Source organism: Hyphomonas neptunium ATCC 15444, assembly GCF_000013025.1.
In the GTDB taxonomy this organism is placed as follows: Bacteria; Pseudomonadota; Alphaproteobacteria; order Caulobacterales; family Hyphomonadaceae; genus Hyphomonas; species Hyphomonas neptunia.
This window is the reverse complement of sequence record NC_008358.1, coordinates 3,118,672-3,142,780: the sequence shown is the minus strand read 5'-3', so window position 1 is coordinate 3,142,780 and position 24,109 is coordinate 3,118,672. Positions and strand designations below refer to the sequence as shown.

General features: G+C 61.3%; 23 protein-coding genes and 1 other RNA gene. 17 read left to right on the top strand and 7 right to left on the bottom strand.

Annotation, left to right across the window (positions count from 1 at the left end; genetic code table 11):
* Nucleotides 1-44: 44 nt before the first annotated feature.
* Genes HNE_RS14755 through HNE_RS14740 form a run of 4 tightly spaced genes read left to right on the top strand, consistent with a single transcriptional unit; the run spans nucleotide 45 to nucleotide 3,536 of the window.
* Entirely contained in the window at nucleotides 45-1,376 is a 1,332-nt protein-coding gene (locus HNE_RS14755; protein WP_011647957.1) for a flavin-containing monooxygenase, read from the top strand.
* Between the two features lie 10 nt (nucleotides 1,377-1,386).
* Nucleotides 1,387-2,097 (top strand): M23 family metallopeptidase, encoded by a 711-nt coding sequence (locus HNE_RS14750; RefSeq protein ID WP_011647956.1) that lies wholly within the window; start codon nucleotides 1,387-1,389, stop codon nucleotides 2,095-2,097.
* 42 nt (nucleotides 2,098-2,139) lie between these two features.
* Nucleotides 2,140-2,847 carry a DUF6498-containing protein gene (locus HNE_RS14745; RefSeq protein ID WP_011647955.1) on the top strand — a complete coding sequence of 236 codons (708 nt, stop codon included), beginning with the start codon at nucleotides 2,140-2,142 and terminating at the stop codon, nucleotides 2,845-2,847.
* An 11-nt stretch (nucleotides 2,848-2,858) separates the two neighbouring features.
* A complete protein-coding gene (locus tag HNE_RS14740) occupies nucleotides 2,859-3,536 on the top strand; it encodes a DUF6498-containing protein (RefSeq protein ID WP_011647954.1) in 678 nt (225 codons plus the stop codon).
* A gap of 73 nt (nucleotides 3,537-3,609) precedes the next feature.
* Here HNE_RS14740 and HNE_RS14735 read toward each other — a convergent pair whose 3' ends face one another.
* The gene (locus HNE_RS14735; protein ID WP_160162627.1) at nucleotides 3,610-5,790 is read right to left on the bottom strand and encodes a KAP family P-loop NTPase fold protein; all 2,181 of its coding nucleotides are present in this window, start codon (nucleotides 5,788-5,790) and stop codon (nucleotides 3,610-3,612) included.
* A gap of 143 nt (nucleotides 5,791-5,933) precedes the next feature.
* Between HNE_RS14735 and HNE_RS14730 the strand changes: the two genes are divergently transcribed.
* The 5 genes from HNE_RS14730 to HNE_RS14710 all read left to right on the top strand — a co-directional run bounded on the left by HNE_RS14730 (nucleotide 5,934) and on the right by HNE_RS14710 (nucleotide 10,059).
* Nucleotides 5,934-6,566: a trimeric intracellular cation channel family protein gene (locus HNE_RS14730; RefSeq protein ID WP_011647952.1), complete on the top strand. Its 633-nt coding sequence runs from the start codon at nucleotides 5,934-5,936 to the stop codon at nucleotides 6,564-6,566.
* Between the two features lie 183 nt (nucleotides 6,567-6,749).
* On the top strand, nucleotides 6,750-7,379 hold the full coding sequence (locus HNE_RS14725; protein ID WP_035591509.1) for a TetR/AcrR family transcriptional regulator: 630 nt from the start codon (nucleotides 6,750-6,752) through the stop codon (nucleotides 7,377-7,379).
* 86 nt (nucleotides 7,380-7,465) lie between these two features.
* Nucleotides 7,466-8,506, top strand: coding sequence for an alpha/beta hydrolase (locus HNE_RS14720; protein WP_011647950.1), 1,041 nt, complete (start codon nucleotides 7,466-7,468; stop codon nucleotides 8,504-8,506).
* Nucleotides 8,503-9,477 carry an NADPH:quinone oxidoreductase family protein gene (locus HNE_RS14715; RefSeq protein ID WP_011647949.1) on the top strand — a complete coding sequence of 325 codons (975 nt, stop codon included), beginning with the start codon at nucleotides 8,503-8,505 and terminating at the stop codon, nucleotides 9,475-9,477. Before HNE_RS14720 ends, HNE_RS14715 begins: the two co-directional genes overlap by 4 nt.
* 195 nt (nucleotides 9,478-9,672) lie before the next feature.
* Entirely contained in the window at nucleotides 9,673-10,059 is a 387-nt protein-coding gene (locus tag HNE_RS14710) for a hypothetical protein (protein WP_035591512.1), read from the top strand.
* A gap of 266 nt (nucleotides 10,060-10,325) precedes the next feature.
* On the opposite strand, the gene HNE_RS14705 is transcribed toward HNE_RS14710, so the two are convergent.
* Nucleotides 10,326-11,108: an SDR family oxidoreductase gene (locus tag HNE_RS14705; RefSeq protein ID WP_011647948.1), complete on the bottom strand. Its 783-nt coding sequence runs from the start codon at nucleotides 11,106-11,108 to the stop codon at nucleotides 10,326-10,328.
* A 155-nt stretch (nucleotides 11,109-11,263) separates the two neighbouring features.
* On the opposite strand from HNE_RS14705, the gene HNE_RS14700 reads away from it, so the two are divergent.
* On the top strand, nucleotides 11,264-12,175 hold the full coding sequence (locus HNE_RS14700; RefSeq protein ID WP_011647947.1) for a LysR family transcriptional regulator: 912 nt from the start codon (nucleotides 11,264-11,266) through the stop codon (nucleotides 12,173-12,175).
* A 270-nt stretch (nucleotides 12,176-12,445) separates the two neighbouring features.
* Here HNE_RS14700 and HNE_RS14695 read toward each other — a convergent pair whose 3' ends face one another.
* The gene (locus HNE_RS14695) at nucleotides 12,446-14,374 is read right to left on the bottom strand and encodes a hypothetical protein (protein WP_011647946.1); all 1,929 of its coding nucleotides are present in this window, start codon (nucleotides 14,372-14,374) and stop codon (nucleotides 12,446-12,448) included.
* A 53-nt stretch (nucleotides 14,375-14,427) separates the two neighbouring features.
* Complete coding sequence (locus HNE_RS14690; protein WP_049755157.1) at nucleotides 14,428-15,309, bottom strand: hypothetical protein; 882 nt, start codon at nucleotides 15,307-15,309, stop codon at nucleotides 14,428-14,430.
* A gap of 133 nt (nucleotides 15,310-15,442) precedes the next feature.
* On the opposite strand from HNE_RS14690, the gene HNE_RS14685 reads away from it, so the two are divergent.
* Complete coding sequence (locus HNE_RS14685; protein WP_011647944.1) at nucleotides 15,443-16,408, top strand: alpha/beta hydrolase; 966 nt, start codon at nucleotides 15,443-15,445, stop codon at nucleotides 16,406-16,408.
* Here the strand turns inward: HNE_RS14685 and HNE_RS14680 are convergent.
* The gene (locus HNE_RS14680) at nucleotides 16,405-16,869 is read right to left on the bottom strand and encodes a Dps family protein (RefSeq protein WP_011647943.1); all 465 of its coding nucleotides are present in this window, start codon (nucleotides 16,867-16,869) and stop codon (nucleotides 16,405-16,407) included. The genes HNE_RS14685 and HNE_RS14680 overlap by 4 nt on opposite strands.
* 121 nt (nucleotides 16,870-16,990) lie before the next feature.
* Nucleotides 16,991-18,202, bottom strand: a complete 1,212-nt coding sequence (locus HNE_RS14675; protein ID WP_011647942.1) for a pyridoxal phosphate-dependent aminotransferase — start codon at nucleotides 18,200-18,202, stop codon at nucleotides 16,991-16,993.
* A gap of 257 nt (nucleotides 18,203-18,459) precedes the next feature.
* On the opposite strand from HNE_RS14675, the gene HNE_RS14670 reads away from it, so the two are divergent.
* Nucleotides 18,460-18,750, top strand: coding sequence for a hypothetical protein (locus HNE_RS14670; protein WP_035591515.1), 291 nt, complete (start codon nucleotides 18,460-18,462; stop codon nucleotides 18,748-18,750).
* A 52-nt stretch (nucleotides 18,751-18,802) separates the two neighbouring features.
* Complete coding sequence (uvrC, locus tag HNE_RS14665) at nucleotides 18,803-20,677, top strand: excinuclease ABC subunit UvrC (RefSeq protein WP_035591518.1); 1,875 nt, start codon at nucleotides 18,803-18,805, stop codon at nucleotides 20,675-20,677.
* 2 nt (nucleotides 20,678-20,679) lie between these two features.
* Here uvrC and HNE_RS14660 read toward each other — a convergent pair whose 3' ends face one another.
* Nucleotides 20,680-21,291 carry a TetR/AcrR family transcriptional regulator gene (locus tag HNE_RS14660; protein WP_011647939.1) on the bottom strand — a complete coding sequence of 204 codons (612 nt, stop codon included), beginning with the start codon at nucleotides 21,289-21,291 and terminating at the stop codon, nucleotides 20,680-20,682.
* 132 nt (nucleotides 21,292-21,423) lie between these two features.
* Between HNE_RS14660 and ssrA the strand changes: the two genes are divergently transcribed.
* The 4 genes from ssrA (at nucleotide 21,424) to HNE_RS14645 (ending at nucleotide 24,100) form a co-directional block, all read left to right on the top strand.
* Nucleotides 21,424-21,777: a transfer-messenger RNA gene (gene ssrA, locus HNE_RS18445) on the top strand.
* 88 nt (nucleotides 21,778-21,865) lie between these two features.
* Nucleotides 21,866-22,510: a DUF5671 domain-containing protein gene (locus HNE_RS14655; RefSeq protein ID WP_011647938.1), complete on the top strand. Its 645-nt coding sequence runs from the start codon at nucleotides 21,866-21,868 to the stop codon at nucleotides 22,508-22,510.
* Nucleotides 22,500-22,982 (top strand): hypothetical protein, encoded by a 483-nt coding sequence (locus tag HNE_RS18150; protein WP_011647937.1) that lies wholly within the window; start codon nucleotides 22,500-22,502, stop codon nucleotides 22,980-22,982. Before HNE_RS14655 ends, HNE_RS18150 begins: the two co-directional genes overlap by 11 nt.
* Nucleotides 22,983-23,092: 110 nt before the next feature.
* On the top strand, nucleotides 23,093-24,100 hold the full coding sequence (locus HNE_RS14645; protein WP_011647936.1) for an SDR family oxidoreductase: 1,008 nt from the start codon (nucleotides 23,093-23,095) through the stop codon (nucleotides 24,098-24,100).
* The last annotated feature ends 9 nt before the right edge of the window (nucleotides 24,101-24,109 follow it).

The window sequence follows — 24,109 nt, the reverse complement described above, 5'->3', positions numbered from 1 at the left end:
AACGGCAAACGTGACCCGCCCTAGCGGAAGAGGAGACGCCCAAAATGGCATTTGACGCAGCGGCAAAGCCCAAGACATGCATCATCGGCGCCGGTTGTTCCGGTTTCACCATGGCAAAACGGCTGAAAGACGCCAGCCTGCCGTATGACTGTTTCGAGAAGTCCGACAATATCGGCGGCAACTGGTATTACATGAACCCCAACGGGGTCTCCTCCTGCTACCAGTCCCTCCACATCGACACGTCCAAATGGCGCCTGGCCTTCGAGGATTATCCCGTCCCCGGCGATTGGCCAGACTTCCCCCACCACGCCCAGCTGCTGCAATATTTCCACGACTATGTGGACCATTTCGGCCTGCGCGAGACGATCACCTTCAACACCTCCGTGGAAGATGTCGCCGACCTCCCCAATGGGCGCTACCGCGTCACGCTCTCGACCGGCGAAACCCGCGACTATGACGCCGTCTGCGTCGCCAACGGCCACCATTGGGACGCCCGCACGCCCACCTATCCGGGCACTTTCACCGGCTACCAGGTCCACTCCCACCATTACCGCGACCCGTTCGAGCCGTTCGACTTCCGCGGCAAGCGCATCATGATCGTCGGCGCCGGCAATTCGGCGATGGACATCTCCTCCGAGCTTTCCCAGCGCCCGATTGCCGAGAAACTCTTCATCTCCATGCGCCGCGGCGTCTGGGTCATGCCCAAATACATGGACGGGCGCCCCGCCGATAAAGCCGTGCTGCCTGCCTGGATGCCCACCAGCCTCGGCCGCTCGCTCGCCAAGAAGAAGATCAAGAAAACCATCGGCAATATGGAAGACTACGGCCTGCCAAAGCCAGACCATGAGCCGCTGGAAGGCCACCCCTCCGTCTCCGGAGAATTCCTCACCCGCGTCGGTTGCGGCGACATTCTTCCCAAGCCCGGCATTGACCGGTTCGACGGCAAAACCGTCCACTTCACCGATGGCACCTCTGAGGAGATTGACGCCATCGTCTGGGCCACCGGCTACAATACCAGCTTCCCCTTCTTCAAGCAGGATGAGCTGACCCCCAAAGACAACGTCTTCTCCCTCTATAAGCGCATGGTGAAGCCCGGCCGCGAAACGCTGTTCTTCCTCGGCCTCGCCCAGCCGCTGCCGACTTTGGTTAACTTTGCAGAACAACAGTCAAAGCTGGTGGCGGCCGCGCTTCAGGGGCGCTACGCTTTCCCATCGCACGAGGAGATGGACCGCGTGACCGTTGCCGATGAACAGGCCCATCTGGGCCACTTCTATGACAGCCCGCGCCACCGGATGCAGGTGGACTTCAACCTCTATGTGCGCGATCTGCACAAGGAGCTCGAGCGCGGCGCGAAACGGGCACAGGTCGGCGCATGAGGGCCGACGCATGAGGGTACGGGCGATTGCTCTTGCGCTCGCGGCCCTTGCCGTGTCTGCCTGCGCCTCATCGCCCGCGCCTGTTTCCAATCGCCCGTCCCAGGCCATCCTGCGCATGCCCCCGGTGAACTACGGTCCGCCGGGGGACGCGCGCAATCCGCCCCAGGGCCCGTTCCAGCCAAACGCCTATCTGCGCGCCTGCCCCGGCATGGGCGTCTCCAATGCGCCGGTGATGGATGCCGAACGCTGGCTCACCGGCTTCCAGCCTGTCATCGTCGTCTATGGCGTCATTCTGGCCACCGCGCCGGTCAATGATGTCTGCCTCTCCTCGGGCTATGGCCAGCGCGGCGGGCGCCTGCATGCGGGCATAGACCTCACCAGCCGCCCGCCCGGCATCGTCTATTCCGGCGCGCCCGGCCGGGTGATCGAGGCGCAGAACTCCTCCGGCTACGGCCTGAATGTCGTCCTCGATCATGGCAACGGCATCTACACCCGCTACGCCCACCTCGATTATTTCGCCCCCGGCATCACGCCCGGCGTCTCCATCGGCTTTGGCCAGCCCGTCGGCCAGATGGGCGCCACCGGCAATGCCCAGGCCGCCCACCTGCATTACGAAATCCTCACCGGAAATATCGACAACCCCCGCGGCTCCTTCGGCCTCGCCTCGCATGACCCCTTTACGTTCCCCCCCTATGAAGGGGCGTTGCAGGCCGGATACTGATCTGTCACACGCGGAGGGAAGTAGTGGGCAGGGGGGGCCGCCATGATACCGAAAATCTCGCCTACGCTGATCGCGCGCGCCTATGCCGATCCCCTCGCGCGCCTCAATCTCGCGGTCGATTTCCTGCCCATCCTTGCCATCTTCCTCTTCGGCTGGGGCGCCACCCCGCTGGTCGCCCTCTACTGGCTTGAAAACCTCGTCATCGGCGCCTTCGCCGCCGCGCGCATCCTGGGGTCCGGGCTCGCCCAACTCAAACAGGGCAACAGTGAAGGCGCAGGCGCCTTCTTCCTCGCGCCCTTTTTCTGCTTCCATTACGGCGCCTTCTGCTGGGGTCACGGCGTCTTCCTCGCCACCTTCGCCATGCCGGATATGGGCTTCCCCGATCCGCGCCTGCTCATAGGCTGGGCGCTTTCCAGCGGCCCCCACATTGCCTGGTTCCTGGCCGCCATCATCGCGGCAAACCTTGCCGTCTTCCTGATAGACTTCATCGGCCGCGGAGAGATCAACCGCACAAAGATGGATGAAGAAATGGGCGCCCCCTATGGGCGCATCGTCACGCTGCACCTCGCCATCATCCTCGGCGCCATGTTCGCCTTCGGCTCGGACGAACCCCTGATGGGCGTCCTCCTCCTCATCCTCATCCGTGTCGCCTTCGGCGTGGTCCTCACCCTCCGCCGCCGCCGGAAACGCGATGCTCAGCTGGCGGAGGACGTAGCGGGGCAAGCCGCGCCTGCCACTCAGAACGCGTAAGGAGCGGCGGGATGTTCAGCAAGCTGGCCGTTCTGCGCCGCGCCTATCAGGCGCCACTCGCCTGGGTGAGCCTGGCGGTAGACCTTCTGCCCCTCCTTGCCGTCTTCGCCTTTGGCTGGGGCGCGGCGCCGCTGGTGGCGCTCTACTGGCTGGAAAACGTCATCATTGGCGCGTTTACCCTGGCGCGGATGCTGGCCACGGGATTTTACCGCGTGCAGATGTTTGCCGTCTGCCTCTTCGCAGTGCCCTTCTTCTTGGCCCATTACGGCCTGTTCTGCTATGGCCATGGTCTTTTCCTGAGAGAGCTGGCGCAGGCAGATGCCTCCGAATACACCTCTGCCAGCCTGATAGAATGGGCGCTCGGGGCAGGGGCGTTCCTGCCGCTGTTTGCCGGCGCGATCCTGGCGCTCAACGCAGTCTATTTCGCGGTGGACTATATCGGCCGGGGCGAGGCGCGCATGGCCAATCCCCTCATCGAAATGTTCCGCCCTTATGACCGTATCCTCATCCTCCACTTTGCCCTGATCCTGGGCGCCCTGTTCGCCTTCGGCTCGGATGATCCGCTGCTGGGCGTCTTCCTCCTCCTCGCCATCCGCATCGTCTACGGCCTCTTCCTCACCGCCCGCCGCCGGATACAGCGCGATACTCAGCTGGCGGAGGGAGCGGTTCCGGAAGCGGCCACGCCCTAAGCCCATTCGGCTCATGCTCCCCTCACCGCCGCAAGAAACGGGGATATCGGGAGGAAATAATCTAAGCTCCATTCTATCTGTTTGCGGCGTCTGCATCTGCCAGACCAGATACAATGATGTCTATGTGGGGTTGTAGTTCCGCAGGGAATTTGTCTCTGTTTTTGACGATGCTCAGTACCCGTTTAGGTATTTCCTCGTCACCCCAAATTTCAGCGATCGATTTCAAAATAAGCGGGCGAAACTTTTCTCGTTTTGAGGTGACAACTTGTCCTTTAACATCCTCGTGTCCAATCAATCGAATGAGATTGGAGTCGTCCGAATAGAATGCTTCCAATCTGCTTCGAGTCTCAGTCTCCTGAGTTGCATTCTGAAGCGCGACCCGGAACACAAATTCTGGATTTGGGTGATCCCACAAACTTTCTCCCAAAGTAGATACTCGCCTACTCAGGCGTTGCGTCAAATCTGCTGCAGTATCGTCAGATAAGTTGAATTCGTAAGAGTGATTGTTTGAAATATACCTGATAAAAAATGCGAGGAAGCACAACGACTGAGCCGTGTCGACAATATCCGTGAGCCATATTGCCCGATTTGGTTCGTGTACGACAATTTCTTTTAAGATACCCAGAGGAACGAATAATGACCTCCTGCCGTTGAAGAAGGGGTCAACGGTATTCCGGACAGCCAGATCAGTATTGTCAGCAATGACCTGGAGTAGAAATTTTGATTGTTCCTGACTAAGTTTTGGGACAATTGATCTGATGCAATCCAACAGTACCGTGAAGTGTAGCTCACCATCTGCAAATCGTTGTTTTGAACTGACCCGCAATCGATCAACGAACTCACTGGACTTTGAAATAACCTCAGATTTAGCCTTATTTAAATCCGCACCAGGAATGAATCCGCTGTTTTGTCCCAATGCAAAATAGTATCGATAGTAGTGGGGGCTGCCCAGCCGGCGATTTTGGGTCAGTTCATCTATATTGTTGCGGTTGACATCAAAGACGGTCCAGCCTTGCTCACCGTTCTCGATATGGGTGCGGCCTATTCCCGGAATAATTTCTTGCAGTCTAAAAAACCTTATGCTGTTCGGTGGATAGTCTTGCGTGATAATTTCAAAAAGCGAATTGGCCTGCGCTATGCCGTCAGAAGCCGACGCGGTCCCGCGCGCGACTTCAGCAAATCCATTTAAATAGTTTTCAACCCAGTCATAGAGTTTCGGTCGCTTTAGTTTGATTAAATGAAGCCAAACCAAATCCGGAATGTCCACAAAATCATGAATGACAGGCCAAACAAGCTTTATGCTATTCAGTGTGCGAATTACATCTCTTGGCGTTTCTAAAATCCCGCCACCTTCTGAGTCTACTATTTCCTGAAGTCGCTCATTGATTTCGCTTGTTTGGGGGGAGCAAATAGACTGGACCTCTCGTAAAAACCAACGCCTTAGAGCAAAGTCCTCTGGTCGGGGAATTGTCACGGTGGCCTGGACAATTTTTTCAATGTATGCCTCGCCTGTTTCATCGTGACCATTTCCGGCAAGCGCTATACCGATGCTCCTTACAAGTGCTTTTCTGTCGTAGCAGACCACGTAGATGATGTTTGGCAGGTCGCCAACCGCCCGGAGAAGGCGAAGAATTTCCATTATCTCTGGGGGATCAAGCCGCTCTGTGTCGTCGATAAAAACGATGATCGGATCTTTAAAATCTCTAAGTGCCGCTTCAATTTCAGATTTTTGTTCGTGTAGGGATTTAGTGCCAATTGCGCCGTCGAGGACACTTGCTGTCTCGTCGAGAAATTTTGCAATTGGTTGTAGATTAGGAATAATCACGGAGGCGGCCGAGAGGAATTGAGCGCCCGTCGCCAAATGCTTAGAGTATTTCTTGAGAGCTTCCGTTGCCGACTCTACAGTTTTTTTAGTTTTGCCCTTGAGCCCACTTTTCAAAGCGTATTGAGATAGCGCCTCATCAAGTCCGACAAAAAATTCTGCGATTAGGTCCCGCTTATCTCCAACAAGCCAGGGATTGAACTGAACGATAATGGGGGGTTTTTCGGACGCGTTAAGGTGTCCGATGGTTTTCTTTATCAGCGTTGATTTGCCTGCGCCCCAGCGACCTTCGATTCCTATTACAAAGCCGTCTTTTAGGCTCCGATCTCGCAAAATTGTGCTTAAGCGAAGAGCTAAATCATCAGTTCCCAGATAATCCACACCATCTGGTCCCAGAGGGCGATCTGCGTCAAAATTTCTATCGTCGCTCACCATAGGCTCCGGATTCAATCGCTTGCCAAATTTTTTCTATTTTAAACTGATTCACTCTGCAATAAGAGCGGTAAGCTTACTAGCCCAATTGACGCCCTTCTCTCTCTCCCCCATGCCTCTCCCTCACACTCCGGGAGCGCGCCATGAACCCCATCCTGATCCTCGACTATGCGGGCATCGCCGTCTTCGCCGCCACCGGCGCGCTGGCTGCCTCGCGCAAGCAGCTCGACATCATCGGCTTCCTGTTCTTCGCCGCCTTCACCGGGGTAGGGGGCGGCACGGTGCGCGATCTGATCCTCGATGTGCCCGTCTTCTGGGTGGCCAATCATGACTATCTGCTGATCTGCCTCGTCACCGCTATCCTGGTCTACTTCACCGCCCACCTGTTTGAGTCCCGCTACAAGCTCCTCCTCTGGCTCGATGCCCTCGGCCTTGCTGCCTATTGCGTCTTTGGCGCGTGGAAGGCGCTGGAGGTTACCGGCTCGCCCGTCATCGCCGTCGTCATGGGCGTCATCACGGCGAGCTTCGGCGGCATCCTGCGCGACCAGCTCGCGGGAGAGCCCTGCATCCTCCTGCGCCCGGAGATCTACATCACCGCGGCGCTGGCCGGCAGCGCGGTCTATACCGGCCTCCACCTGGCGGGCCTTCCCCTGATGGCCGCCGCCGTGCCTGCCGCCCTCGTTGCCTTCGCCATAAGGGGCGGGGCGATGAAGTTCGGCTGGTCGATCCCCGGCTACAAGACGCGCCCCGGCCGCCCCGCCGAAGAGATCGAATGAGCCGGGTTTAGGTGTCCCAAACTGTCCCAAGCTGTCCCAAAGTGTCCTGAACTGTCCCGATCTGTCCTGGAATTGGCCAGCCTTTGACCGGCTTTGCGCGCATAGCTGCTCTACGCGGCGACAAAGTTGACGCGCGATGACGCCGGGTGCAGGGTCATTTTGTTACAACCAGAAAGACACCTCATGGCCGATACCACATCGCCCGCCACCCTCTCCGGCAAGCGCGCCAGCACCAAGGCTGCCAACCGCCGCGCCATCCTCCAGGCGGGCCGCCAGGTGTTTGCCCGCATCGGCTTTGAGGCCACCACCGTGCGCGACATCATCCGCGAGACGGCCCTCGCCTCGGGCACTTTCTACAATTATTTCAAGTCGAAAGAGGAAGTTTTCCACGCCATCGCCGAGGATTCCACCCACCGCTTCCGCGACCGGCTGGCCGATGTCCGCGCCCGCGCCGAAAGCCTCGAAGACTATATGGAGCACGCCTACCGGGCCTATTTCGGCTTCATTTCGCGGGAGAATGAAGACGCAATCGAAAGTGGCGCGCCCCACATCGCCCTCATCGGCGTGCGCGTCGACACGCCCGAAATGCAGGCCGTCGCCCAGGAAATCCGCGCCGACCTCGAACATATCCTTGCAAAACAAGGCATTCGGCCCTCCGTCGATACCGAATACCTCACCGCCGCCGCCATCGGCATCGCCCGCGAAATGGGGGACTACATGCTCAAACGCCGCCCTGTTGATGTCGAAGGCGCCACCCGGTTTGCCTGCACCCTGCTGCTTTCCGGCCTGAAAACCCTCGACGCGCGCGTATAATGCCACCGCCGCCGGGGAACCCCTTGGCGGCGGGCGAAAATGGCGTCAGGTTCTCCCTCAAGAACAGTTGAGAGGGAGGGGTTTCCATGAGCCTTCAACGCATGATCGCAAAGGCGATTGCCAGCCTGCCCGGCGGCATGATCGTCAAGATGTCGGGCGGCGAGCCCAAGACCATCGAAGGCCGCACGCTGGAGCCACAACTCCAGCTTGTCGCCTGGAACGGCCGCAATGCGCCGCCGATGTCCACCCTTCCGGCAGAGGCCGTACAGCAGGGCGTAAAGGCCCAGCTCGCCCTCTTTCAGGACAAGCTGCCCGGCGGCGTTGGCGTCGAGGAGTTCACCATTCCCGGCCCGGACGCAAACCAGATCCCCGTGCGCCTCTACATGCCCGCCTCCCAGGATCCCCGCCATCCCCTCATCGTCTACTTCCACATGGGCGGCGGCGTTATCGGCGATATGGACACCTGCCACGCTTTCTGCGGCATGCTCGCCCAGGGCGCCCAGGCGCCCGTTCTCTCGGTCGATTACCGCCTTGCCCCGCAGCACATTTATCCCGCCGGGCTGAACGATTGTTTTGCTGCCTATAAATGGGGCGTGGAAAACGCCGCCAAATACGGCGCCCCCGCCGGCAAGGCGTCGGTGGGCGGCGACAGCATGGGCGGAAACTTCTCCGCCATCATCAGCCAGCGGATGAAGCGGGAAGGCGGCCCGCTGCCGGCGCTCCAGCTGCTCATCTACCCCGCCATCGACATCTCGAAGCACTATCCCTCCAAGACCGCGTTCGCCAACACCTTCTCCCTCAGCCAGGACACGATGGACTGGTTCATGCAGCAATACCTGCCTGAAGGCTTTGACTATACCGACCTCAACGTCTCGCCGGGCCAGGCGGCAGACCTTGCCGGACTGCCCCCCGCCGTTGTGGTCACCGCCGGGCATGACCCGCTGGTGGACGAGGGCGACGAATATGCCGAACGCCTGAAAGCGGCCGGTGTGACGGTCAAGCACAAGCGCTATGACAGCCTTGCCCACGCCTTCACCGCCTTCACCTTCCTCTCGCCGGGATCGCGCACGGCCTGCACCGAAATCGCCCGTATGGTCCACGATATGTATGCGGCCAGGAAGGCATGAAGTCTCTCGTCGTAAGTGAGCTTGCTCCGGACTTTGCCGGAACGAGCCTGAAAGATCTTCCCCTGCCGGAGCCAAAGGCCGGGGAGGTCCGCGTCGCCATCAAGGCCGCCAGTCTCAACTTTCCGGACCTTCTGATGACGGAGGGAAAATACCAGCTCAAACCCGAACTGCCCTTCACGCTCGGCATGGAGCTTGCCGGCGTCGTGGACGCCGTCGGGGAGGGGGTCACTGCCTTCCAGCCCGGCGATGAAGTGGCAGGGGGCAGCCGCATCGGCGCCTTCTCAGAATACATCACGCTGCCCGCTGCCGGCCTGCGCAAAAAACCCGCCACGCTCAGCTTTGCAGAGGCCTCCGCCTATGGCGCGGCCTATCTCACGGCTTACGTCTCGCTGGTCATTCGCGGCAATCTCCAACCGGGTGAAACCCTTCTTGTCCACGGCGCCAGCGGCGGCGTCGGCATGGCGGCGGTCGAGGTGGGCAAGCTCCTCGGCGCCACCGTCATCGCCACCTCTGCGTCAGATGAAAAACTGAAAACCGTAAAGGCCCGCGGCGCCGATCACATCATAAACGTCACCCGCGGCTTCCGCGAGGAAGTCAAAGCCCTCACCGGCGGGCGCGGCGCGGACGTGATCTACGATCCGGTCGGCGGCGATGTCTTCGATGAGAGCGTCCGCTGCATCGCCTTTGACGGCCGCCTCCTGATCATCGGCTTCACCTCCGGCCGCATCCCCAGCGTCAGCGTCAACATGCCCCTCATCAAGGGCTTCTCCGTCGTCGGCGTCCGCGCCGGCGAATACGGTCGCCAGTTCCCCGAAAAAGGCCGCGCCAATCAGGAAGCCATCTGGAAATGGGCCGAAGACGGCAAGGTAAAACCTTGCATCCACGCCGAAGTCCCCCTCACCGATTGGCGCCGCGCCTTCGACATGATGCGCAGCCGCGAAGTCGTCGGCAAAGTCGTCCTGGTGCCCTGACCGGAAGTGTCCGGATTTGTCCTGAACTGTCCCCGATCTGTCTCACGCGCAGCTAGACCCTCACCGCCCATCGCAAAGCGATGGGCGGTGAGGGCCTCCGCCCTATCCACCATTATTCCCCCCAAACCTGTAGCAAAACTGCAATTTCCAGAAATCTCATCCACCCCCTCCGGGAACGGATCTATACTCCCTCCGATGTCCCCGCAGATCGCCCGCCTCTACGCCCACGTATCGCCTGTCTTCTGGCCATACCTCTGGCTACAGCTGCGCTGGATCTTCAAACGTCAGGACAAGGAACTCCGCACCCTCCTCATCTCCGTCACAAGATGGGGCCAGGTCCACATCGTTCAGGTCGGCGACCACTGGCGCGCCTACCGCAAACCCGATGCGCTAAAACCCAGCTGGGACGACCCCATCTGGCAAAGCCACTTTTCTCCAAACCTCGTTGGAGTTTTTCTGGAGGACTCCAAAACCTCTCCAACGGACAATCCCTCAGCCCCAGGCGCTGGTATCCTCCCCTGCTTGCGGGGGAGGTGGCCCGAAGGGTCGGAGGGGGGAGCGGCAATCGCCGACACCTCCTAGCCTCACACCCCGTGTCATCCGGGACGCGGCAAAGCCGCGATCCGGGACCTTCTCACCGCTCTGTCCCAAAACCTCTCACCCCGCCAGCACACCCCCACCGGCCGCGCCTAACCAGCGCGTTCCGGCCAAACCCGCTGGCGGCTACATATAGACCATCTGCTAACGGATATTATTCCGCCCAGCAAAGCACCGCCACAACAAAAAAGCCCCGCAACCGTCAGGGTCACGGGGCTTCAAAAGGCCTTAAAGTCGCTTCAGGAAATCCTTCAGCGCGGCGCCATCCGGATGCCGCCGTCAAGACGCAGGTTCTGACCGTTGAAATAGGTGTTGCGCACCAGTTCCATCACCAGCGAGCCAAACTCTTCCGGTTTGCCGAGGCGTTTGGGGAAGGGCACCGACGAGGCGAGGGAGTTGAGCACCTTATCCGATGCGCGCAGCATCAGCGGCGTGCCGAAAATGCCCGGCATGATCGAGTTGACGCGGATGCCGATGTCCATCAGGTCACGTGCCATTGGCAGAACGAGGCCATTGACGCCCGCCTTGCATGATCCGTAGACGACCTGTCCGATCTGGCCGTCCTGCGCAGCCACCGAGGCGGTCAGCGTGATCACGCCGCGCTCGCCGTCTTCCAGCTCGGGCAGGTTCGCCATGCCCTCGGCCGAAAGCGAAGCGATGCGGTAGGACGCAACCAGAACGCCCTTGGCGCCGAATTCGTAGTCTTCGGTGGTGAGGCGTTTGTAGCGGGCGTTTTCCTTGTCCCAGGAAAGTGTCTTGCCGCCTTTCGATGCCATCGCGCAGTGAACGGTGATCCGCTCCTGGCCATGGGCGGCGCGGGCTTTCTCGAAGCCGGCCACGGCGGAGGCCTCGTCCATGATGTTCACATTGCAGAAGATGCCGCCGATTTCCTTCGCGGTCGCTTCGCCGGCTTCTTCGTTGATGTCGAAGATGGCAACCTTGGCGCCGGCCTTGGCGAGCGCGCGGGCAGTGGCCTGGCCGAGGCCCGAAGCGCCCCCGGTGACGATGGCGGCAGTATCTTTCGTGATTTGCATGGAGGTCTCCTTCCCAAAGCTGACTTTTCCCATGTGTAGGCAGGGAAGGCGGGCTTGGAAATGGTGACGCCGCGCCAAGGCCGCCCGCTTCAAATGAAGCGCGCAGGCGTCATTCCTCTTGCCGCAGGTTCAAACTCCCGTCACAAACCCTCCCCATGGATTGGGGTAAGCTCAGATCGTTTCACGCGGCCGCCGAATCCGGCAGCCTCACCCTTGCCGGGGAGCGCCTCGGCATCTCCCAATCGGCCGTCTCGCGCCAGATTGCGGCGCTGGAGGAACAGCTCGGCGTCTCCCTGTTCCAGCGCCATGCAAGGGGCCTCGTGCTCACCGACAGCGGCCACACGCTCTACCGCTCGACCATGGAGATGTCTTCAGCGGCTCAATCGGCCAATACCGCCCTGCGCGACCAGCAGGAAACGCCCCAGGGCGAGCTGATCGTGGCCGCGCCAGTCGCCTTCGGGTCAATCTGGATGGTGCCCCGGCTGGGCAATTTCGTGAAGCGGCATCCGGATCTGCGCCTCGATCTGCGCCTCGACGACCAGTTTGAATATGATCTCCTGAAGCTGGAGGCCGAATGCGCGGTCCGTCTCTGGCCGGCGGACAAGGCCGATCTGATCCAGCGCAAGCTCGGCACGCTGGGCACAAACCTCTATGCCTCGCCCGAATATCTCAAAGCCCACGGCGTTCCCAAAGAGCCCCAGGACCTCGATAATCACCGGATCATCGCCTATGGCGACGAATCCACGCCGCTGTTCGAAATGGCCTTCGCCTGCCGCGTGGGGCGTGATGACGCACCGCCGCGCCCGGCGACGCTGAAAGTGAACAATGTATTCGCGATGCTCCGGGCGGTTGATGCCGGCCTCGGCATTGCCGATGTGCCTGACTATATGGCCGCCACGCTGCCCCGCCTCGTGCGCGTGCTTCCTGAGGTAACTGGGCCGGTTTTCGATCTTTACTTCATTTACCCAAGCGACCTGCGCCGCTCCAAACGCGTGGCCGCGTTCCGGGAATTCCTGACCGCAGAGACAGAGCCTTTGAGGCGTGCCTCTATGCGTCAGGGATCGTGAACCTTCAGTAACGCATGCAGAAATGCATGATGGGGCTGCTGTGTCGCATGTTGCAATGCAGCGAAAATGCCCTATCTAGGCGTCATGCCAAGGGTCCTGGGCATAACCCGATCATTCCTCCGATTGGGCGTTTCCTCCCCCCTTCAGGACCCCACTTTATGCCCGGCGCGTCTTTTGATGCTGCCGGGCTTTCTTTTTCTGGCTTTTTCCGGTGGGTTTTCAGCGTTCTGACGGCCGATTTCAAAGTTTACAGAATTTACAAAACACACTTTACCGGAAGAAGCCACGCGCCAGGCGCCAGATCAGAAAAATAATCAGCGCGATCGTGAAGCCCATTGAGGCGTAAAGCACAAAAACCGAGAATCCATTCCAGGGTTGATCGAGATTCCCGCCTGACAGGTCCAGAAACGGGGGCATCCAGCCAAGGCTCACCGACACACCGTCATTCCGGCTGAGATCGCGCAGCTTGTCGGCCCACATCATCGCCAGCTGGAAGAAGCCGAACACGCCCAGCGCGCCCAGCAGGAGGCTCATCGAGGTCTCGTCCTTCTTGGCGAGGCGCGCTTCCCGGTCGCGGGTCTGGCTTTCCATGTTGGAGATCAGCCGCTCGATATAATCGTTGCGCCTGCCGATACCGCGCAGCTGGGTCATCTTCTCGAACACTTCGGCCTCGGTGTCATAGCGGAAGACGTTCATATACCGGTCGCGGTAATAGCCGGCATAATCGCCGGTGCGGAAAGCGTAGAACGCTTCGGCCGCGCGTTTCAGCCGGCCCTTGTTGCCAAGGCGCTCAACCTCATCGATCAGTTCGAAGGCCGTCGCCTCATATTCTCGCGTCATGAACTCGTTATGCATCGAGACGACATGGATCATGAACGCGTAGGGGCAGGTGCCGATATAGTCGTTGGCCGCCTCCAGGCTGCGCGCCTTTTCCACATAGGTGGTCAGCGCCCGCGGGTTGGCAAAGCGCACGAACTTCCGCTCCGTCGCCTGCTCCTCGGTCGCCGGATAGATCGGATCGGTTGAGTCCAGGATTTCGGAGGGGTCCTGGTTCATGAAGTCGATGATGTTCTGGTTGAAGCCGGCCATGAACAGGTATTGCAGACAGTCCTGCCGGCGCCGGTCGTCCATGGCGGGGCGTGTCTTGCGGCCTTCCTCGATCTGGGCGTCGGTGAACTGGTCATAATCGGGCCGGTGGATCACCCAGTGCCAATAGTCTGCGCCCATCCGCACCTCGGGCACATCCACCAGCCCCTGAGGGTTCAGCCCGGCGAGCTTCTGTTGATAGGGCAGGTAGCATCCCTCCTGCACCATCAGCGTTCGGGGCGGGGGCACGCCCGTTTCCGGGTCGGGCTCAGGCAACAGGCGGCGGAAGAAAGTGGCATCTTCAAAGAAGAACAGAAGCCGCGAAACCGGCATCACGAGGCCCGGCACTTCAATGAAGGGTGCTTCTGCGACCAGCGTATCGAAGGTGGGCGCCAGGCGTGTCGTCCCACGCCTGGCTGCGCCCTGGGGGAGTTTGCCAAACAGGTCTTCGGCGTCGAGATCAAACGCGCCGCGCACATATTGCCAGAAACTCTGGTCGCTCCCGTGCGGGCTTTTTACGCGCAGAAGATCCAGCGGCGCGATCCCGGTCCGGTCATCGGTGGCGCTCCAGGGCGCGCTGCCAGGAGGGCGCGGATTGGCTTCGAATTCCTTCGGCGCGGCGGCCTTCTGCAACAGGGACAGGAAATAGAATTCACCCGGCGTATGGTCGTAATTGTATCGGAAGGAGAGGTGATAGCCCACCGCGCCATTGGCATGGGTATACCAGAACCGCCGTACCCGGAGGGTGCGCGTCTTGCCAAGGCCAGGCGGGGTGGCGATGAAGCGGCGCCCTTCGGTCGACCAGGCAATCTCGCTGGGCGCGGTCACCTCTATGAATTCGCCATTTTGCGGGCAGAGCGTATCGAGCAGGAAATCATCCACCGCGCCCAGGCGTTCGCGGTCGGCAATGTCGTTGAACAGCGGCTCCACCGCGTCGCGCAGGCGTTTGCTGCCGCGATAGCCGGGCTGGAAGGCGCGCACGGTTTCCGGGTCCAGATCCCGGCCAAGCGCGGCGGTCACATTCTTCTGGCTGATATAGAGCGACAGGGTGAAATAGACCGACTTGTCCTCACACTCCTCAAAGCCCTGATGCATGCCCGCCATCTCTGACATCCCGGTGTCTCTTGCCGTGTTTCCCGCCATGTTTGGTGCCGGCCCCCCGCCGGCTAGCTTCGGTCCCGTTGCACCTGTTCAGCTTCCGCGAAGATGGCGTCAAACCCGGTGAGCGCCACCTGCGCGTCCTGCGCGCAGGCTTCTTCCAGCGTGCGCAGCTGTTCGCCTGCCACCGGTGAGGCTGCCAGATCGCGCCCCTTGAGCACGGTCACGCCGAAGAAGCGGCGCATGTGTGCCAGCATGCGGCAAGCGCTCAGCGTTTCGGCGCCGGCGGTGCCCAGAACGCCCAGCAGCAGCTCATCCTCCGGGCCCTGATCGTCCGACAGCGGGGGCTGGCGATACTCGATGCCGACAAGGCGTGCGCCGCGCCGCTCCCAGATTTTGAGACGGTCCACCTGGTCGAGCCCGGCATGCTGGCTGTCGAGGGCGTAGTCTTCGGGGCTCATCTTCACCGGATTGTTCATCTCGATGAAGATCAGTGGGGCCGGTACATTCCCTTCAGGCCAGACGAACGCCTCAGCCGCTTCCTCGCGCACCAGATGCATCAGCAGGCCAAAGAGGCCACGGCGGCGCTGACCGGCATCCACGAAGATATAGGAAAGAGAGATCGTCGGGTCGCTGCCATCGCCGGCAAAGGCGATGAAATTGGCCGCGCCCAGCACGGGCCCGTTCGCCCCCTCGGTCAGCAGGATCACCATCTCCCGATACGGCCCATAAAGCGCCGAAAGGCGCTCATAAGCTTCACCCTCATTCAGCGCCAGACAGGTGCGGAAGCCTTCAAGGTCTTCCTTTTCATCGGGCAGAATGAAGGCCGCGTCATAGGCGCCATAAAAGCGGGTAAGGTAGGGATCGTCGGCGCGTGTGATGTAATGAGCGATCACGCCGCCTTCGAGGGCGTCGCTCCGCTCGCGTCCAGGAATTGCCGTTACTGTCATGCGCCGCAACTGGTCGCATGCCAGCCATATCTGTCAACGGGATTCTCACCGGCGCGGGCGCTGGGGCAGGGCTCGACCCCGGCGGCGGAATGGGGAATGTTTGCCGCAAAGAAAATGCTGCGGAGGAACCCCGATGACATCACGCCCCCTCGTCGATCCCGAACTGATCGCCTTCATAGAGGCCTTCCCGACTGTGAACATCGGGGCGGAAAATCTCGCAGCGGTTCGCCAGAGCCGGGACGCAGCCCTTGCCCAGTTGCCCCCCTTTCCGGCCAGTGTCCGCGTGGAGGAGGTGTTCATCCCCGGCCCCAAAGGCGCGCCCGATGTGCGGTTAAAGCTCTACCGCAAGAAGGACGGTGCAGAGGGGCCGCGCCCGGCGATCCTCCACCTGCATGGCGGGGGCTATATCATGGGCAATCCGGAATTCATGGGGCCGATGTGCGCGCTCTGGGCAGACGCCTATGACGCGGTTGTGGTGGCGCCCGCATATCGTATCGCGCCGGAGACGGCCTTTCCCGGCAATGTGGAAGACGCCTACGCTGCGCTGGCCTGGGCGAACGCCCGCGCGGCCGATCTGGGTATCGATACCGCCCGCATCGCCGTTGCCGGGGAGAGCGCGGGCGGAGGCCTCGCCGCGTCGCTCGCCCTTCTGGTGCGCGACCGGGGCGAATACAGTTTCTGCCACCAGCAGCTGATCTTCCCGATGATCGACGACCGCACCGCCGTGCGCGCAGATCTCTCGCCGATGTTCGGAGAATTCGTCTGGACCAACGCCTCCAACCATTTCGGCTGGGCGAGCCTTCTGGGGCAGCCGCCCGGTAGCCCGGACGTTTCGCCTTATGCAGCGGCCGCCCGCGCAGAGAGCCTGGCCGGCCTGCCGCCCACCTTTATCTCTACCGGCGCGCTTGATCTCTTTACGGAGGAAAACCTTGAATATGCCCGCCGCCTGATGGCAGAGGGCGTTCCGGTGGAGCTTCATGTCTATCCCGGCGCCCCACATGCCTACATGCAGATGGCCGGCGCCCGCGTTACCCGCGCCTATATGCGTGACGCCTTGTCAGCGCTGGCGCGGGGACTGGGTGTGGACTGGAAGGATTAGACCGAAGCCCGCAGCATCCAGGCGGTTTTCTCGGAAATCTGGGCGCGCTGGGTGAAGAGGTCGACGCTGACCGGGTCCGCGTTCTTCTCGGCAATGGTGATGCCATACTTTGCTGCCCGGCTGACGGCTTCATGGCCGGCGGCGAGGTTTTTAAGCATGTCCTCGGCGTCGGGCACGCCATTGTCCGGTTTGATGGTGGCGTGTTCTGTCATCTCGCCCGACGAGCCCGGCGCAAAATGGCCCAGCGCGCGGATGCGCTCGGCGATCACGTCGAGGGCCTGCCACAGCTCGGTATACTGGGTCATGAACAGGTTATGCAGCGAGTTGAAGCGTGGCCCGGTGACATTCCAGTGGTACCCGTGCGTCTTCACGTAAAGCGCGTAAGTCTCCCCCAGCAGGGTTTTCAGCGCGTCGGCGCTGGACTTACGGGCGGCGTCAGACATTCCGATGTCGATGGACATGAAATTCTCCTTTTGAAACAGACATAAGGGGTCAAGCCCCAACATGCCCTCAAGATGGGCACGAAGAGGCCAGGTTTCAAATCCGAAACGATGGCTGCGACTATAGGTTCTGCCTATGCCTCTAGGAGAGGCTGGCGCAGAAACGCTGGATGCGGACGAGCGCCTCGGTCAGTGCGGCGTCAGAGGTCGCATAGGAAATGCGGAAGGTCTCGGGCAGGCCGAAGGCTTCGCCGAACACAATCGCGACTTTTTCCTGTTCCAGCAGTTCGGCCGCGAATGTCTTGTCGCTGTCGATCACCGCGCCGCCGGCGGTCTTCTTGCCGATCAGGCCCGCGCAGGATGGGTACACATAGAAGGCACCTTCGGGCTTCGGGCAGACGATGCCGGCAGCCTGGTTGAGGCCATCAACCATCAGGTTGCGGCGCTTGGCATAGGCGGCGCGGAAGACAGGCAGGAAGTCCTGCGGGCCGTTCAGCGCCTCGACGCTCGCCCACTGGCTGATGGAGCAGGGGTTGGAGGTGGACTGGTCCATCACCTTGCGCATCGCGCCGATCAGTTTCTCCGGCCCCGCGGCATAGCCGATGCGCCACCCGGTCATGGCATAGGCTTTCGACACGCCGTTCATCGTCAGCGTGCGGTCATAGAGGGCCGGCTCGACTTGCGCGATCGTCTTGTACTCGAACCCGTCATAGACAAGGTGCTCATACATGTCGTCCGTCAGTATCCAGACTTGGGGATGGCGCAGCAGCACGTCCGCAAGGGCTTTCAGCTCAGCGCCGGTATAGGCCGCGCCGGTGGGGTTGGACGGAGAGTTCAGGATCAGCCATTTGGTCTTGGGCGTGATCGCCGCTTCGAGTTTCTCCGGGCTCAGCTTGTAGGCGGTGTCGGCGCCGCAGGGCACGGCAACCGGCGTGGCGCCACAGAGCAGCACCATCTCCGGATAGCTCACCCAGTAGGGCGCCGGGATCACCACCTCGTCGCCTGCGTTCAGCGTCGCCATGAAAGCATTGAACAGCACGGCCTTGCCGCCGGGCGACACGTTCACCTGCGAGGGCTTGTAGGTGAGGCCATTCTCGCGGGCGAACTTGGCCACGATGGCTTCCTTGAGCTCCGGGATACCGTCGGAAGGCGTGTATTTCGTCTTGCCTTCGCGCATGGCCCGGATGGCGGCTTCCTTGATGTTTTCCGGGGTGTCGAAGTCAGGCTCGCCAGCGCCGAGGCCGATCACATCCAGCCCCTGGCGCTTCATCTCGTTGGCCTTGGTCGTCACGGCAATCGTGGCGGAAGGTTTCACGCGGGCGATTGCGTCTGACAGGCGGATGTCGGCGGCCATGGGGCGGTCCTCTTCGAAGGGGTGGTCAAGGGGGGTGTTTGGCGCACGCTTACTGGAGGCCCTGCGGGTCATCAAGGCGCTGTTTTGGCGCTTGCTCTTGCCGCTCGCCGCTGCGCCGGGAAAGTATTGCCGGCCGCATTAACCAGATAGACGAAATTCTACCAGTATTCTGGCAGAGTGCCATCGCAACGGGGCCGGTATGGGCCGCGTTGCGGATAAACCTGCCTGCTGGCGGGCAGGCACATCCGGAGCGTGCCATGAGCATGGATAGCTGGACCCAGACTTTTGACGCCGCGCTCGACCGCGCCGCTCACGAACTCTCGATACTGGCAGGCGATGCCGCCGATTTCTTCAATACGCTCAGCCTTGTCGAGAAGAGCCTGCTAGGCGGCCTGGCTCTGTTGATGGTGTGTTACATGTTCCTTCCCGGCGGCCGCGGGGAAGGGGTGGGCAATTCCAGCGGGCGCTATTTTGCCGGGATTCTCCTGCTTGTTGTGGCGGTGGGTGTCTTTGGGGGACTGGTCATGGCCGGGCGCATTTCCTTCTGACGCGCAGCCCTTTGGCTTTCCGTGGGCGCCGGTCTCCATTATCTCTGCGCGTATGAGCGACGCAGCCCCCGGCGCTGCCCCGGTGCGCGGGGTAGATGTCATCAAAGAGAATCTGAAACACCTGCCGTCCCGGCCGGGCGTCTACCGTATGTTCGGTGAGGCGGGCGAAGTGCTGTATGTCGGTAAGGCGCGCGACCTGAAGGCCCGTGTCTCCAATTACACCCGGATGGGCGGGCACACGCAGCGCATCGCCCGGATGATCTCGCTGACCCGCGCGATGGAATTCGTGGTCACCGAGACCGAGACCGAGGCGCTGCTGCTGGAAGCCAGCCTCGTCAAATCGCTCAAGCCTCGCTTCAACGTGCTGCTGCGCGACGACAAATCGTTCCCCTACATCCTGATCCGGCGCAATCATGAGGCGCCGCAGATCAAGAAATATCGCGGCTCCAAGCAGGATGAGGGGGATTATTTCGGCCCCTTCGCCAATGCGGGCGCGGTGATGCGCACCCTCGACACGTTGCAGAAGGCGTTCCTGCTGCGCACCTGCGAGGATAGTGTCTATTCAGCGCGCACGCGCCCCTGCATGCTCCACCAGATCAAACGCTGCGCTGCGCCTTGCGTCGGTCTCGTCTCGAAGGAGGATTACACCGCCCTCGCTGATGAAGCGGCGGACTTCCTGCGCGGCAAGGCAGGCGAGCTCCAGAAACGCCTCGCCTCGGAAATGGAAGCGGCTTCTGAAGCGATGGAGTTCGAGACCGCCGCGCGCCTGCGCGACCGTATCCGCGCCATCGCCCATGTTCGCTCCACCCAGGACGTGAACCCCGACGGGATCGAGGAAGCCGACGTTTTCGCCATCGCCATGGACGGCGGCGTTTCCTGCGTACAGGTTTTCTTCATCCGGGCCGGCCAGAACTGGGGCGCCAGCGCGCACTTTCCCCGCCACGAGAAGGACCAGACAGCGCCAGAGATTCTCGCCGCTTTCCTCGTCCAGTTCTATGACAAGCGCCCGCCGCCCAAACTCATCCTCGTCAGCGAGCCGCCCGATCAGGCTGACCTGATCGAAGAGGCGCTGGCGCTGAAAGCGGGCCGCCGAATCGAGCTGCGCCGTCCCGAGCGTGGCACCAAGCGCGACCTGCTCACTCAGGCCGAACGCAATGCCAGCGAGGCGCTCTCCCGCAAGCTCGCCGAATCCGCCAGCCAGGAGCGGTTGCTCACCGAAGTGCAAAAGGTCTTCGACCTTGCCGAGGCGCCGCAACGGATTGAGGTCTATGACAACTCCCACATCCAGGGGACGAACGCGGTCGGCGGCATGATCGTCGCCGGGCCGGAGGGCTTCCGCAAGCAGGCCTACCGGAAGTTCAACATCAAGGACACCGAGATCACGCCGGGCGATGATTACGGCATGATGCGTGAGGTGATGCGGCGGCGCTTTGCGCGCGCTATGAAGGAGAAAGTGGCCGGGAATGTCTCGGATTGGCCGGATCTTGTCCTGATCGATGGCGGGCTGGGGCAGTTGAATGCCACGCTGGAAACACTGGCGGAGCTTGGATTGACGCCGGATGACGTGACGTTGGTGTCCATTGCCAAGGGCGTTGACCGCAATGCCGGGCGCGAGCAGTTTTTCCGCCCCGGAAAAGCCCCTTTCAAATTACCCGAAAACGCGCCTGTGCTTTACTATCTCCAGCGCCTACGCGACGAAGCCCACCGCTGGGCCATCGGCGCTCACCGTCAGAAGCGCGCCGCTGAAGCGGCCCGTTCGCCGCTGGACGAAATCGAGGGCATCGGCCCTACACGGAAGAAAGCACTGCTCCACCATTTCGGCTCAGCGCGCGGTGTTTCCCGTGCCAAGGTGGCCGATCTGATGGAGGTGGACGGGGTAAACGAGGCCCTCGCCATCCGCATCTATGGGCATTTCAACAGCGGCTGAATTCAGGCGGAGGCCCGTTCTGCGCGCAAGGCTAGAGCGCCCATATAGCTCTCGATCAGCAATACCAGCTCGTCCTCCAGAGCCGTGGGATCAAGTTCCAGTTCAGGCTCCGAGGCGGCCGCCCGCAGGAGGCAGACCACGGCATGGGTCAGCACGAATGCAGACTCCCGGCCGAGTACAAAATCCAGATCGCTCCGTTCCCGGATCGAGTCCAGGAAGGCGGCGTGATGCTGGCTCATGATGCTCTCGCCATGGGCGCGGAAGAGGGCGTCCATCAACACGATACGGGTTTCCGGCGACCCTTCGATGCCGCTCATGATCGCTTGTACAATTGTGCGGATGCCATCCTGCTCGGGTGAGGCCAGAACAATGTCCGTTACCTTCCGCCGGAGCGCTTCGGCCTGCCGCTCGCCCATGGCCGTCAGGATGGCGTCGCGATCCTTGAAATACTGGTAGAGTGTCCCGATGCTGACGCCGGCCCGTTCAGCAATCCGGTTCGTCGTCAGTTTGCCTTCCCCGTCAGCTTCAAGAAGTTGAAAGGTTGCCGCAAGAATGGCGTCCACAGTTGCCTGCGCACGCGCCTGTTTCGGATTTCTCCGCGCTTTTTCAATCATTTGTGTCCCCCAACTTTCCCGAGCGCGGCTTTCGCGGTGCAAATGGAAAATCTGAGCAATATTTACATTATTCTACCTCTGCCGCCAAGGATTCTCTCGGAGGAGGTCCCTCAGACGTGTCAACAGCATCAGGGGCTTACCATCGCGCGCGGTATCCCCTATATTGGCGATGTCTTCGGACTATGGCGATAAACGCGCGTGTAATAAGCGGCTCGGACCCGGGGGCGGTACCCGGCGGCTCCACCAAAAGCAGATCAGCAATGGTCTGTTTCTGACGGGGCCGAAATAGTGTCGACGGACGTGTAAAGACGAGGCTTTCGCTCGCTTGAGCTGCGTTAGAAGCTCAAAAGCAAATAGTTGCAAATGACAACTTTGCTGAGGGCGAATTGCTCGCCGCGTAAGCGGTGACGGTTTTTCCGACCTAAGTCCTGGGGCTTCAGACCCCTAGGCGGGGCCCGGGGGCGCCTGGCAACAGAAGCCCCCACCTTCCCCCCTTTCCCGAGAAGTGCCTTGTGAGCGCCGCTATTTGCGTCCACTCTGCACGTGAGCACCTATGGCGATCAGGGGGATACCTATGGCCAACAGTATACTGACAGTCTTCGTCAAGGAGGCGCTCGAAAGAGGGCAGGCGCGGTCCGCAATCCGCGTAGCGCTGCTTGATGCGGGATGGCGGGCAGCGGAGGTGGACGAGTCCCTGTCTGCCTTTGCCGAGACCGTCTTCCCGGTCGCCGTGCCCCGCCCGCAATCTTATCTCTCGGCCCGTGAGGCCTTCTTCTATCTCCTGTTCTTCATCGTGCTGGGCGTGGTGGCCTACAATCTCGGCTCGCTGCTGTTTGCGCTGATCGACACCGCCGTGCCGGACAAGATCGATCGGGCCTCTGGTATCTGGGGCGGGCCCGATATGCAGATACGCTCGGCGATTGCCGGACTGATTGTTGGTACGCCGATCTTCTTCTGGCTTGCGCGTATCCTGCTGAAGGCGCGGCGTCATAATCCCGCCCTGCAGCGTTCGCGCATCCGCAAATGGCTGATCTATGTCAGCCTGGTGATCGCAGGGATGATACTCGTCGCTGATGCGATTTCGGTTGTTTACAACTTCCTCAGCGGTGAGCTGACACTGCGGTTCACCCTGAAAGCGCTTGTGGTGGCGGCGATTTCCGGGGCGATCTTCGGTTATTTCATCTCCCATGCAGAGAGGGACGAAGCCAATGGCATTTAGCCGCGATGCAGCCCTGGGGGCGGGCCTGGCCGTGATCGTTGTGGCAGCGATTGTTGCCGGTCTGGTCGTCACCGGCGGGCCGGGTGAGGCGCGGCGGATGAAGGAAGATCAGCTGCGGGAAGCGGCGCTCGCCTCCACAGCCAACGTTCTGGTTTGTCTACAAAAGGCGGGGGTGGAGATTCCCGAGGCGCCGGAGCAGCTGGAGGCGGCGTGGAAGCAATATCGTTCCTCTGCGGAGGTCACGTGTTTCAATGGCGAGCTGCGCGCGGACCCAATAACGGACACGCCCTTTGCCCTGAAGCGTCAGGATGGGCGCGTTGCGCAGATCTGCGCGGTTTTCGCCACCCGGCGGAAACAGGATGATGGGCCGTTGATCTTCCGGGAAACAAACGCGCTGCCCAGCCTTGGCGACCGCCGGGAAACGGCGGGTGAGCAGTGCTTCGACCTCAACTATTCCGCCGATGTGGGATAACCGCGCACGCAGATGTGACCAGTGAGGCGCGCTACCCTCCAGATGGTTTTGTTTGTCTCTCGTGCTTTTCTGCCTATTGTTTCTGCCAGCAAGCAGAGAGGGAGAGGGATATGACCAAGCAAGGTGTAAGCCGCCGGCAGATGATCGGCGGGTCGGCCGCCGTGATGGGGGCAATGAGCGGAGCGCCCAAGGCGCTCGGAGAAACCAGCCCGCAGGCGCCAGCGCCCGGCGCGCTGGAAGGAAAGACGATCCTGATCACAGGCACTGCCTCGGGGTTCGGCCGTCTGGGGGCGGAGCATTATGCGCGCCTTGGCGCGCGCGTGTTCGCCACCATGCGCAATCTGCCGCGGCCGGAAGCAGAGGAGCTGGTGCAGCTGGCCAGCGACGAGGATCTTTCCATTGAGGTCGTCGAGATCGACGTGATGTCAGACGAGAGCGTCGCGGCGGGCGTGGCAACGGTCCTGGAGCGGACGGGCGGAACACTTGACGTGCTGATCAACAATGCCGGGATTGGCCTCGGCGGCCCGATGGAAGTGCAGGACATGGAAGCGACAAAGCTCCTGTTCGAGACCAATGTGTTTGGCCCCCACAGAATGGCGCGGGCTGTGCTGCCTGCGATGCGCGCAGCGGGGAAGGGACAGATATTCCAGGTCTCCTCCCAGCTTGGCCGGGTCATCGTGCCGGGGCTCGGGCACTACTCGCCGACGAAGTTTGCGCTGGAGGCGCTGTCGGAAGGCATGGCGTATGAGCTTGCCGCGCACGGGATCGAGGTGACGATCATTCAGCCAGGCGGCTATCCGACCAAGATATGGGAAAAGAGCACCGCGCGCGCGGCCGCCCTGAAAGCGCGCACGCCCCAGGAGCTGCTCGATGCCTATCCGGAAATGACGGCCGGTATGGGCGAGCCGAGCAGCGGTGGGGGCTCAACAGACCCGATGGACATTCCCCGCGCCATTGCCGAGATCATCGCGATGCCGCGCGGCACCCGGCCCCTGCGCCGCCCGGTTCATCCCGGCAACAAGCCACAGGAAACCATCAACGAGGTTTCGCGCGAAACGCAGCTCGCCATGCTTGGCGGTTCGCCCTGGGCGCCGGCGGTCAAGGATGTTCTGGACTAGAAGTCCATC

Bases quoted from the DNA above. Each gene is read 5' to 3' on its own strand.
- HNE_RS14645 (WP_011647936.1), top strand. From the start codon at position 23,093: ATGACCAAGCAAGGTGTAAGCCGCCGGCAGATGATCGGCGGGTCGGCC.
- HNE_RS14730 (WP_011647952.1), top strand. From the start codon at position 5,934: ATGAACCCCATCCTGATCCTCGACTATGCGGGCATCGCCGTCTTCGCC.
- HNE_RS14660 (WP_011647939.1), bottom strand. From the start codon at position 21,291: ATGATTGAAAAAGCGCGGAGAAATCCGAAACAGGCGCGTGCGCAGGCA.
- HNE_RS14655 (WP_011647938.1), top strand. From the start codon at position 21,866: ATGGCCAACAGTATACTGACAGTCTTCGTCAAGGAGGCGCTCGAAAGA.
- HNE_RS14755 (WP_011647957.1), top strand. From the start codon at position 45: ATGGCATTTGACGCAGCGGCAAAGCCCAAGACATGCATCATCGGCGCC.
- uvrC (WP_035591518.1), top strand. From the start codon at position 18,803: ATGAGCGACGCAGCCCCCGGCGCTGCCCCGGTGCGCGGGGTAGATGTC.
- HNE_RS14690 (WP_049755157.1), bottom strand. From the start codon at position 15,309: ATGACAGTAACGGCAATTCCTGGACGCGAGCGGAGCGACGCCCTCGAA.
- HNE_RS14725 (WP_035591509.1), top strand. From the start codon at position 6,750: ATGGCCGATACCACATCGCCCGCCACCCTCTCCGGCAAGCGCGCCAGC.
- HNE_RS14700 (WP_011647947.1), top strand. From the start codon at position 11,264: ATGGATTGGGGTAAGCTCAGATCGTTTCACGCGGCCGCCGAATCCGGC.
- HNE_RS14750 (WP_011647956.1), top strand. From the start codon at position 1,387: ATGAGGGTACGGGCGATTGCTCTTGCGCTCGCGGCCCTTGCCGTGTCT.
- HNE_RS14705 (WP_011647948.1), bottom strand. From the start codon at position 11,108: ATGCAAATCACGAAAGATACTGCCGCCATCGTCACCGGGGGCGCTTCG.
- HNE_RS14675 (WP_011647942.1), bottom strand. From the start codon at position 18,202: ATGGCCGCCGACATCCGCCTGTCAGACGCAATCGCCCGCGTGAAACCT.
- HNE_RS14670 (WP_035591515.1), top strand. From the start codon at position 18,460: ATGAGCATGGATAGCTGGACCCAGACTTTTGACGCCGCGCTCGACCGC.
- HNE_RS14685 (WP_011647944.1), top strand. From the start codon at position 15,443: ATGACATCACGCCCCCTCGTCGATCCCGAACTGATCGCCTTCATAGAG.
- HNE_RS14680 (WP_011647943.1), bottom strand. From the start codon at position 16,869: ATGTCCATCGACATCGGAATGTCTGACGCCGCCCGTAAGTCCAGCGCC.
- HNE_RS14710 (WP_035591512.1), top strand. From the start codon at position 9,673: ATGTCCCCGCAGATCGCCCGCCTCTACGCCCACGTATCGCCTGTCTTC.
- HNE_RS18150 (WP_011647937.1), top strand. From the start codon at position 22,500: ATGGCATTTAGCCGCGATGCAGCCCTGGGGGCGGGCCTGGCCGTGATC.
- HNE_RS14715 (WP_011647949.1), top strand. From the start codon at position 8,503: ATGAAGTCTCTCGTCGTAAGTGAGCTTGCTCCGGACTTTGCCGGAACG.
- HNE_RS14745 (WP_011647955.1), top strand. From the start codon at position 2,140: ATGATACCGAAAATCTCGCCTACGCTGATCGCGCGCGCCTATGCCGAT.
- HNE_RS14720 (WP_011647950.1), top strand. From the start codon at position 7,466: ATGAGCCTTCAACGCATGATCGCAAAGGCGATTGCCAGCCTGCCCGGC.
- HNE_RS14740 (WP_011647954.1), top strand. From the start codon at position 2,859: ATGTTCAGCAAGCTGGCCGTTCTGCGCCGCGCCTATCAGGCGCCACTC.
- HNE_RS14695 (WP_011647946.1), bottom strand. From the start codon at position 14,374: ATGTCAGAGATGGCGGGCATGCATCAGGGCTTTGAGGAGTGTGAGGAC.